The organism is Micromonospora sp. NPDC004336 (assembly GCF_053602615.1).
In genome coordinates this window covers 1-9607 of the sequence record NZ_JBSGDY010000196.1, presented here as the reverse complement: position 1 = coordinate 9607, position 9607 = coordinate 1, and the positions used below count along the sequence as shown (strand labels likewise).

Genomic DNA, 9607 nt, shown 5'->3' with positions numbered 1-9607 from the left:
GCTGCCTGGGTGCCGCCTTCGGCTGCGGCTGCTGCCTGGGTGCCGCCTTCGGCTGCGGCTGCTGCCTGGGTGCCGCCTTCGGATCTTGGCAGGGGAGCGCCCCTGGAGGGGCCGTCTCCTGCCAAGATTCCCGGCGCGCCGTCCGGTGTCGTGCTGCTGACCGACCGGTGGCAGGCGCGGCGACCGTTGGCCGAGGTCGTGGCGGGGGCGGTGGCCGGGGGAGTGCGGTGGGTGGTGCTGCGGGAGAAGGACCTGCCCCGCGCCGAGCGCGCCGCCCTCGCCGCCGACCTGCGCGCGATCCTCGCCGACGCGGGCGGCACGCTGATCGTCGCCGGCCCCGACCCGCTCGGCGGCGACGCCGTGCACCTGCCCTCCGCCGGCCCGTACCCGCCGCCGCGCCTCGGCCTGGTCGGCCGCTCCTGCCACGACCGGGCGGAGCTGGCGCGACTGAGCACGGAGGACTACGCCACCCTCTCGCCCGTCTACCCGACCAGCACCAAGCCCGGCTACGGTCCGCCGCTGCGCCCGGACGGGCTCGGCGCGCTGATCGCGGTCAGCCCCGTGCCGGTACTGGCGCTCGGCGGAGTGCGGGGCCCGGACCAGGTGGCCGCCTGCGTCGAGGCCGGAGCCGTCGGCGTGGCGGTGCTCGGCGCGATCATGCGCGCCCACGACCCCGAGACGGCAGCAGCCACCCTCACCGCAGCGGCCCGCACGCACGGTCGGCCGCAGCCCTCAGGCGCGACGGACGCACCGCCCTCGACGGTCGCCGGCGTGCAGGCCGGGCGCGGGCGCCCGTACGTCACCACGGAAGAGGAACGATGACCCCGACGACCGTGCTCACCATCGCCGGCTCCGACTCCGGCGCCGGTGCCGGCATCCAGGCGGACCTCAAGGTCTTCGCGGCCCTCGGCGCGTACGGCACCAGTGTGCTCACCGCCGTCACCGCGCAGAACACGCGCGGCGTCGACGCCGTCCTGCCGCTGCCGCCCCGGACGGTCACCGAGCAACTCGACAGCGTGCTCGCCGACTTCACGGTCCGGGCCGCCAAGACGGGCATGCTCGGCACCCCGGCGATCGCCGACGCGGTCGCCGACGCGGCGAGGGACGGCCGGCTGCCGCACCTCGTCGTCGATCCGGTGCTCGTCGCCACCAGCGGGCACCGGCTGGGCGTGGTCGCCGCGGTCGAGCGGCTGCTGCCGTACGCCCGGGTGGCGACGCCGAACTGCGCGGAGGCCGCGGCCATCACCGGGCGTCCGGTGACCACGGTCGAGGAGATGGTGGCCGCCGCCGAGGCGCTCGCGGCCGGCGGGCCGGAGCACGTGGTGGTGACCGGCGGCGACGTGGACTCCGGCGGCGAGGCGGTCGACGTGCTGCACGGCGGCGGGACCACCACGCTGCTCCGCGCGCCCCGGGTCGCCACCCGGCACAACCACGGCACGGGCTGCTCGTTCTCGGCGGCGATCGCCGTGCGGCTGGCCCTCGGCGACCCGGTGCCGGCGGCGGTCGGCGCCGCCAAGGAGTACGTCTTCCGCGCGCTGACCGGCGCGCGGGACTGGGAACTGGGCGCGGGACGCGGCCCGCTGGACCACTTCGGCTGGTCCGCTTGATCACCAGGGAGGCTGTCGTGCAGGCACGTCGAAAGGTCTACGTGGAGGGATCCCGGCCGGACGTCCGGGTGCCCTTCGCCGAGGTGGAACTGACCGGCGGCAACCCGCCGCTGCGGCTCTACGACACCTCCGGGCCCGGCTCCGACCCGGAGGTGGGGCTGCCGCCGCTGCGCGGGTCGTGGATCGCCGAGCGCGGGGACGTGGCCCCGGTCCGGGGCGCGGGCACGCCGCTCGCCGGCGTCGACGGGCGGCGTCCCACCCAGCTCGCGTACGCGCGGGCCGGCGTGGTGACGCCGGAGATGGAGTTCGTGGCGATCCGGGAGGGCATGGCGCCGGAGTTCGTCCGGGACGAGATCGCCGCCGGGCGGGCGGTGCTGCCGCTCAACGTCAACCACCCCGAGTGCGAGCCGGCGATCATCGGCACGGCGTTCCTGGTGAAGGTGAACGCCAACATCGGCACCTCGGCCGTCACCTCGTCGGTCGCCGAGGAGGTGGAGAAGCTGACCTGGGCGACCCGGTGGGGCGCGGACACCGTGATGGACCTGTCGACGGGCAGGCGGATCCACGAGACGCGCGAGGCGATCGTGCGGAACTCGCCGGTGCCGATCGGCACCGTGCCGATCTACCAGGCGCTGGAGAAGGTCGGCGGCGACCCGGTGAAGCTGAGCTGGGAGGTGTTCCGGGAGACCGTGGTCGAGCAGGCCGAGCAGGGCGTCGACTACATGACGGTGCACGCCGGGGTGCTGCTGCCGTACGTGCCGCTGGCGGTCGACCGGGTCACCGGGATCGTGTCGCGGGGCGGCTCGATCATGGCGGCCTGGTGCCTGGCGCACCACGAGGAGAACTTCCTCTACACCAACTTCCGGGAGCTGTGCGAGATCCTGGCGCGCTACGACGTGACGTTTTCGCTCGGCGACGGGCTGCGCCCCGGCTCGATCGCGGACGCCAACGACGAGGCGCAGTTCGCCGAGCTGCGCACCCTGGGCGAGCTGACGAGGATCGCCTGGGAGTACGACGTCCAGGTGATGATCGAGGGCCCCGGTCACGTGCCGATGCACAAGATCAAGGAGAACGTGGACCTCCAGCAGGAGTGGTGCCACGAGGCGCCGTTCTACACCCTCGGCCCGCTGACCACGGACATCGCCCCCGCGTACGACCACATCACGTCGGCGATCGGGGCCGCGATGATCGGCATGTTCGGCACCGCCATGCTCTGCTACGTGACCCCGAAGGAGCACCTCGGGCTGCCGGACCGCGACGACGTTAAGGCCGGCGTGATCGCGTACAAGATCGCGGCGCACGCGGCCGACCTGGCCAAGGGGCACCCCGGCGCGCAGGCGTGGGACGACGCGCTGTCCAAGGCGCGGTTCGAGTTCCGCTGGGAAGACCAGTTCAACCTGTCGCTGGACCCGGAGACGGCGCGCTCGTACCACGACGCGACGCTGCCGGCGGAGCCGGCGAAGACCGCCCACTTCTGCTCGATGTGCGGCCCGAAGTTCTGCTCCATGAAGATCACCCAGGAGCTGAAGGAGTACGCGGCGCGCGGCATGAAGGACAAGTCGGCGGAGTTCGTCTCCTCGGGCGGCCGGGTCTACCTGCCGCTGGCCTGACCGGGCAGCGGCGGCCGGACCGGGGCCTGCCGGCGCGACCGGCAGGCCCGTACCGCCGGGGTGGGCCGCCGCGCGGGCCGGTGGTGCGGCGTACCGGACCCGGCCGGCGTCGTACTGTCGGGCCGGTCGTGGTGTGGCCGGTCGGGTCGGTCGGCGCCGCGCGGGCCGGTTCGGCGACCGGCGTCGGTTCCCTCGGGGTCAGTCGCGGTGGTGGCGGCCGGTGGAGCGCAACGACCGCCGGCCGCTCTCCTGCTCGGGCTCGTTGTCGGCGAGCGGCCTGCCCAGCCCGGCGACCCAGTCCACGTACTCCTCGTCCTGCGCCGGCAACGGCTCGGGCTCCCGGTCCGCGGCGGCGTCCTCGACCCGGGACCGGTTACGCCGGAAGAGTCCCAGCCGTCCCCGGATCCCGCCGCCGGACTGGTCGGCCGCGCCGGCCGGCGCGTCGTCCTCGGCCGGTGCCCGGGGTGCTTCGGTGGCCGCCGTGCCGGTGTCGGGGGCGGCGTCGACCGGTGCCGGCGCGGGGCCGCCGCGTCGGGCGGTGGCGAGGGCGTCCCAGTTCGCCGCCCGCGCCATGTCGGGCACCGGGGCCAGGTGCCGGGGGCGGGGCGCCGGATCGGGCGTCGGCTCGGCGTCGGCCGGGCGGGTCGCGTCGGCGGTGCTGTCCGTTCCGACCCGGGGCGACGCCGGCCACGCCGAGGCGGGCCGCCAGGCCGGTCGGAGCGCGGCGGGCGGTTCGCCGGGCGTGGCACCGTCGACGGGGAAGAGCGGTGTCGGGCGCGCGTCGGCGTCGTCCGTCTCCGGCCCGCCGTGGCCGTCCCCGGGCGCGGTGCCGTTGTCCCGGGGCTCCGGGAGCGCGGGACCGCCGTCCGTCTCCGGCCCGCCCCGGCCGTCCCCGGGCGGGGTGCCGCGCTCGTCGGGCAGGCCACGGTCCGCCGTGGGGGAGCCGGTGGTGGGCGCGGGATCGGGGCTGTCCGCCGAGGCGGTGGCCGGCTGCCGCGTCGCGCGGGTCTTGCGGGCACGGCGGGGCTTGGGCGCGCTCGGGGCGGCCGGTTGCCCGGCCCGCTCGTCGGCGGCCGGTGGCTGCCCGCCGGTCCCTGCCGTGGCCGGTGCCGGCCCGCCGTCGGGGGTGGCCGGTGCCGGCCCGTCCGCGTCGGGGGCGGGCGCCGGCTCGGCGGCCCCGGGCGTGACTCGCCGCCGCCCGTCGGCCTGCGGCGCGATCGGGTGCTGGCCCCCGGCGTCCGGCGTGATCGAGGGCTGGCCGTCGGCGTCCGGCGCGGCCGAGCGTTGGCCGTCGGCGCTCGGCGTGGCCGAGGGCTGGCCGTCGGCGTCCGGCGGGGTCGACGGCTGGCCGCCGATGTCCAGGGTCGCCGGGGCCTGGTTGGCGACGCCCGGGCGGAGCAGGGCGTCGTCCCGGCCGCCGGGCACCCCGGCCTCGACCGGGACCGACGACCCGGCCGCCGGTCGCGCCCCATCCGTGGCGGGTACTCCGGCCGGTCGGGCCCCGTCCGTCGCGGCGGGCTCTCCGGCCGGTCCGGCCGGGTCCGTGGCGGCGGCCGGTCCGGTCGCGTCCGTCGCGGTCGGCGGTGCCGCCGGGCTGGTCGCGTCCGTGGCGGCGGGTGTCGTCGACGCGGTGCTGCCGCCGACGGGCCAGTCCCAGTGTGCCGGGGCGGTCCGGGGCGACCGGTCGTCGTCGGCGTCGGCGGAGCCCGCACCCGCGGGCCGGCCGGTGGTGGCGAGCCCCGCGTCGGCCAGGTCGACCGTCGCCGGCTCGCCGGCGCCGGCCGGCTGCGGGGCGTGCGGCAGCGCGGGGCCGGCGGGCAGCGGGCGCAGGATGTCGGTCGGCTCGATGGCGTCGGTCGGGGCGGTGCGCGTGACGAGCGGCCAGCGCAGCAGCGTGGCGGCGGCCGAGCCGAGCGCGCCGGCGGCCACCGCGAGCAACGCCGCGTAGTAGGGCGTGAGCTGGTAGCGGTCGGCCGTGTCGCCGGGGCCGGCGGTCAGGTAGGCGAACGCCACCAGCACCGGACCCGCCACCCCCGTCGCGCCGCTGACCAGCGGCGGGTGGCCGCGCCAGCGGGCGAGCCCGCCGGTCGCCGCGCCGGCGAGCAACGCCACCAGGGGCAGGATCACCAGGGCCAGCCGCTGGGCCGCGCCGGCGTCGAGCCAGGTGGGCTCCAGCACCCCGAGGCGTACGGTGGGCAGCTGCCCGGTCGAGGCCAGCGACGGCGCCACCGACAGCAGCGCCAGCAGCCAGACGACGCCCGCGACCGCCGCCATGTTCCAGCCGACCGGCGGCTGGAGGAGTACGGCGAGCGCGGCGCCCGCGCCGGCTAGCGCCCCGAGGACCGCGCAGATGCCGACGGCCCAGACCGGGTCGACCGAGACGAGTTCGGCGGCCCGGGCGGGCTGCATGCAGAGCGGCGCGACGACGGTGGCGCCCAGCGCGGCCGCGCCGGCGACGGCGAGGTGGCGGCCGGTACTCGCCGGCAACCCGTCGCGGCGGGCCAGGCGCTCGGTGAGCACCGCGCCGACCACGGCGGCGTTCGCCGCGAACCAGCCTGCCCAGACGAGCTGGGCCGGCCACTGGTTGACGGTGGCGCCGGTGAAGGCGCCGGTGAGCCGGACGATGCCGAAGCCGAACGCGATGCCGAGCTGACCGGCCCCGGCCAGCAGGCTCACCCCGAGCGCCGTGAGCAGCAGTCTGCCCCAGGTCCGATAGGCCATGTCCGGCACGTTACGCACCTGTTGGGCAGGTCGCCACCGGCGCGCCGCGAGCGGGCCGCCCCGCCCGGCCAGCGGTTACTTCAGCTCGACCAGCCGCGCGAGGTACGTGGTGTCGCCGACGTTGGTGAGCATGTGCACGGCGCCCGGGTCCCGGTAGACCACGCCACCGGTCGGCTCGTCGGCGTCGATCGTGGTGCCGTCGATCGTCTGCACGACGTTCTTCGCGCCCTGGACCGCCACCACGAGGTACGGGTGGTCGTGCCGGTGCAGCGGCTGCCGCTCGCCCGGTTCGAGCCGGATGTGCCACACCCGGACCCGGTCGTTCTCGTACACGATCTCCTGGCCCACCGGGCCGAGTTCGGGCTGTGTGTCGGTCATGGGGTTCCGTCCAGTCGGGGAAGCACCTCGGCGGCGATGAGTTCCAGGTGGTCGAGGTCGGCGAGGTCGATCAGCCGCAGGTGCACCCGGGTGGCGCCGATCGCGGCGAACTCGCCGATCCGGTCGACGAGCTGCGCGGGCGAGCCGACCACCGGGTCCTCCGGCGGCAGCGCGCTCTTCACGTGCAGCGGGGCGGCCCGGCGCTGCGCCTCGGCGTCGGTGCGGCCGATCGCGACCACGATCCCGGCGGAGAACGTCAGCGGGGCGCGCCCCGACTCCGTCCGGCCGGCCCGGTCGCAGGCCTCCCGCACCCGCGCGTACGCCTCGGCGGTCTCCTCGACGGTCTTGAACGGCATGTTGAACTCGTCGGCGTACCGGGCGGCGAGTTCGGGGGTGCGCTTCGGGCCGCGCCCGCCGACGATGATCGGTGGTCCGGGCACCTGCACCGGCTTCGGCAGGGCCGGGGCGTCGACCAGCCGGTAGTGGTCGCCGGTGAAGCTGTACGTCTCGCCGGGCGGGGTCCGCCACAGCCCGGTGATGATCTCGAGCTGCTCGGCCAGCCGGTCGAAGCGCTCGCCGACGCGGGGGAACGGGATGCCGTACGAGGTGTGCTCCCGCTCGTACCAGCCGGCGCCGATGCCCAGCTCGACCCGGCCGCCGCTCATCTGGTCGACCTGGGCCACCATCACCGCGAGCGGGCCGGGCAGTCGGAAGGTGGCGGAGGTGACCAGGGTGCCGAGCCGGATCCGGGTGGTCTCGCGGGCCAGCGCGGCCAGCGTCAGCCAGGCGTCGGTGGGGCCGGGCAGCCCGGGCTCGTCGCCCATCGCCTGGTAGTGGTCGGCGCGGAGGAAGCCCTCGAAGCCGCCGGCCTCGACCAGCCGGGCGAAGCGGAGCTGGTCGTCGTAGCTCGCGCCCCGGTGTGGCTCCGTGAAGACGGTGACCCGCATGCTCATCGTCCTTCCGCGCCGGCCGTCGCCGGCAGGTCCCGCTCCATGAGGAGTTCGTGCAGTTCGGCGCTGACCCGGGCGACGTCCGCCAGGTGCTCGGTGCGGCCGAGGGTGCGCGGCCGGGGGATGTCCACGTCGACCACCTTGCGGATCCGGCCGGGGCGCGGGCTGAGCACGACCACCCGGTCGGCCAGCAGCACCGCCTCGTCGATCGAGTGGGTGACGAAGACGACGGTGGCCTTGGACTCCATGTGCACCCGCTGGAGCTCGCCGGAGAGTTCCTCCCGGGTGAGCGCGTCGAGGGCGGAGAACGGCTCGTCCATCAGCATCACCCGGGGCTCGCCGATCAGCGACCGGCACAGCGAGACCCGCTGCTGCATGCCGCCGGAGAGCTCGTGCGGCAGCCGCTTCTCGAAGCCGGCGAGCCCGGCGAGGTCCAGCAGCTGCCGGGCCCGCTCGCGGTGCTTCGCCCGCTTCCAGCCGAAGATCTCCACCGGGAGCAGGACGTTGTCCAGCACGCTGCGCCAGGGGAGCAGGGCCGGCCGCTGGAAGAGCATGGCGATGTCGGGGCGGGGCTTGGTGATCGGTGTGCCGGCCACGGTGATCTCGCCGCTGGTCACCGGCAGGAGGCCGGCGATCAGGCGCAGCATGGTGGACTTGCCGCACCCCGAGCGGCCGAGCACCGCCAGGAACTCGCCGTCGGCGACGTGCAGGTCGATGCCGCGCAGCGCCTCCACCCGGCCGCTGCGGCCGTCGAAGGTGCGGGACACCCCGGACAGGCGGATCATCTCCGGCGGCCTCCTGAGTCGGCAATCAGTGGTCGCGGCACAGGGTAGCCCCGCTCCGGGCAGGAGCACCGTCCGGGGTGGATCAGACCCGCACGTCCGCAGTGGAGCGCGGCGCCGGCGGGAGTTGTTTCCGTAACGCAATCCGATACGCCTGGCACCGCAAAGGTCGTTTTCTCGTACGCTGTGCCCGCTAAGAGTCCCCTCACGACGGTGGCGCCGGCCTCACCCCTCCGGTCGGCCCGCCTGACAACCCCCTCCGGCGGCGGCGCGCCGCTCCGGTCGGAAAGGACATGGTGTTCTGATGAGAAGGCTGACCCGTACGGTCGCCGCGGCCGCGCTGGCCACCGCCCTCGCCCTGGTCTCCGCGTGCAGCGGCGGCTCGGACTCCGGCGACGACGCCAAGGGCGGCAACGGCGGGGCGCTGGAGAAGGTGACCTACCTCACCTCGTTCGGCAACTTCGGCCGTGACTCCTACGCCTGGGTGGCGAAGGAGAAGGGCTTCTTCAAGGAGGCCGGGTTCGACGTCGACATCAAGCCGGGCCAGGGCACCGGCATGGTGATCCAGACGATCGTCGGCGGGCAGGCCGACTTCGGCCCGATCGACCTCACCGGTGGGCTGCTCCAGCTCGGCAACGGCCAGGCCAAGGACTTCGTCGCGGTCGCCGCCATCCAGCAGCGCACCATGGCCGCCATCGCGACCGTCGAGGGCAAGGGCATCGCGTCGCCGAAGGACCTGGAGGGCAAGAAGCTCGCCGACACCCCCACCTCCGTCGTCCGCAACCTCTTCCCGACGTACGCCCGGCTGGCCGGCGTGGACGCGAGCAAGGTGACCTGGGTCAACGGCGACGCGCAGGCCCTGATGGGCACGCTCGCCGCCGGCACGGTGGACGGCATCGGCCAGTTCGTCGTCGGTCAGCCGACCATCGAGGCGGTGACCAAGAAGAAGGCCGTCCTGCTGCCGTACAGCAACGTGATGCAGGACCTCTACGGCAACGTGCTGATCACCTCCTCCAAGATCGCCAAGGAGAAGCCGGAGATGGTCAAGCGCTTCACCGCGGCCCTGATGAAGGGCCTCGAGTACTCGCTGGCCAACCCGCAGGAGGCGGGCGACATCCTGAAGAAGAACGTCGACGCCGCCAACCCGGCCGCGGCCGCCGCCGAGCTCCAGCTGATGGCCGCCTACGTGCGCTCCAGCAACTCCGGCACCCAGCTGGGCGCGCTGGACAACGGCCGGGTGGCCAAGAGCATCGCCATCCTGCAGGGCGCGGGCCAGCTCAAGCAGAACATCGCCCCCGAACAGATCATCGACTTCAGCCTCGCGCCGAAGGCCTGATCGACGCCGACCAGCCGCGGGGGTGCGGTCCGCCGGGACGACCGGTGGGCCGCACCCCCGCCGCGTGCCGGCTCCGGCCGGCAAGGAGAGGAGAACTTGTGACGGAGACGACCGGTACCCGCGCCGGCGGCGCCGGGGCGGAGCGCGAGACCGGCGATGGAGCCCACCATCGAGCAGTACAACAAGGTGCGGGCGCAGCTGAAGGTCAACCGCAAGAAGTCGG

At 75.3% G+C, this 9607-nt stretch carries 8 protein-coding genes; 4 read left to right on the top strand and 4 right to left on the bottom strand.

Features of this window, described 5'->3' with window-relative positions:
• Positions 1-126: 126 nt before the first annotated feature.
• The 3 genes from ACWENR_RS26970 to thiC are packed head-to-tail and all read left to right on the top strand — an operon-like array spanning position 127 to position 3217.
• Positions 127-822, top strand: a complete 696-nt coding sequence (locus tag ACWENR_RS26970; protein ID WP_452279757.1) for a thiamine phosphate synthase — start codon at positions 127-129, stop codon at positions 820-822.
• Positions 819-1607 carry a bifunctional hydroxymethylpyrimidine kinase/phosphomethylpyrimidine kinase gene (thiD, locus tag ACWENR_RS26965; RefSeq protein WP_452279755.1) on the top strand — a complete coding sequence of 263 codons (789 nt, stop codon included), beginning with the start codon at positions 819-821 and terminating at the stop codon, positions 1605-1607. The genes ACWENR_RS26970 and thiD overlap by 4 nt, the downstream gene beginning before the upstream one ends.
• Before the next feature lie 17 nt (positions 1608-1624).
• Complete coding sequence (thiC, locus tag ACWENR_RS26960; RefSeq protein WP_452279754.1) at positions 1625-3217, top strand: phosphomethylpyrimidine synthase ThiC; 1593 nt, start codon at positions 1625-1627, stop codon at positions 3215-3217.
• 198 nt (positions 3218-3415) lie between these two features.
• Here the strand turns inward: thiC and ACWENR_RS26955 are convergent, their stop codons facing one another.
• The 4 genes from ACWENR_RS26955 to ACWENR_RS26940 all read right to left on the bottom strand — a co-directional run bounded on the left by ACWENR_RS26955 (position 3416) and on the right by ACWENR_RS26940 (position 8051).
• Positions 3416-5938, bottom strand: a complete 2523-nt coding sequence (locus ACWENR_RS26955; protein WP_452279753.1) for a hypothetical protein — start codon at positions 5936-5938, stop codon at positions 3416-3418.
• A 75-nt stretch (positions 5939-6013) separates the two neighbouring features.
• Positions 6014-6316, bottom strand: coding sequence for a cupin domain-containing protein (locus ACWENR_RS26950; protein WP_091102648.1), 303 nt, complete (start codon positions 6314-6316; stop codon positions 6014-6016).
• A complete protein-coding gene (locus tag ACWENR_RS26945; protein ID WP_452279756.1) occupies positions 6313-7263 on the bottom strand; it encodes an LLM class F420-dependent oxidoreductase in 951 nt (316 codons plus the stop codon). Before ACWENR_RS26945 ends, ACWENR_RS26950 begins: the two co-directional genes overlap by 4 nt.
• Positions 7264-7265: 2 nt before the next feature.
• Complete coding sequence (locus ACWENR_RS26940) at positions 7266-8051, bottom strand: ABC transporter ATP-binding protein (RefSeq protein WP_452279752.1); 786 nt, start codon at positions 8049-8051, stop codon at positions 7266-7268.
• Between the two features lie 301 nt (positions 8052-8352).
• Between ACWENR_RS26940 and ACWENR_RS26935 the strand changes: the two genes are divergently transcribed.
• On the top strand, positions 8353-9384 hold the full coding sequence (locus ACWENR_RS26935) for an ABC transporter substrate-binding protein (RefSeq protein ID WP_452279751.1): 1032 nt from the start codon (positions 8353-8355) through the stop codon (positions 9382-9384).
• The last annotated feature ends 223 nt before the right edge of the window (positions 9385-9607 follow it).

Excerpts from the sequence above, each read along its gene's own strand:
- thiD (WP_452279755.1), top strand. The coding sequence starts at position 819 with ATGACCCCGACGACCGTGCTCACCATCGCCGGCTCCGACTCCGGCGCC.
- ACWENR_RS26955 (WP_452279753.1), bottom strand. The coding sequence starts at position 5,938 with ATGGCCTATCGGACCTGGGGCAGACTGCTGCTCACGGCGCTCGGGGTG.
- ACWENR_RS26950 (WP_091102648.1), bottom strand. The coding sequence starts at position 6,316 with ATGACCGACACACAGCCCGAACTCGGCCCGGTGGGCCAGGAGATCGTG.
- ACWENR_RS26945 (WP_452279756.1), bottom strand. The coding sequence starts at position 7,263 with ATGCGGGTCACCGTCTTCACGGAGCCACACCGGGGCGCGAGCTACGAC.
- ACWENR_RS26940 (WP_452279752.1), bottom strand. The coding sequence starts at position 8,051 with ATGATCCGCCTGTCCGGGGTGTCCCGCACCTTCGACGGCCGCAGCGGC.
- ACWENR_RS26935 (WP_452279751.1), top strand. The coding sequence starts at position 8,353 with ATGAGAAGGCTGACCCGTACGGTCGCCGCGGCCGCGCTGGCCACCGCC.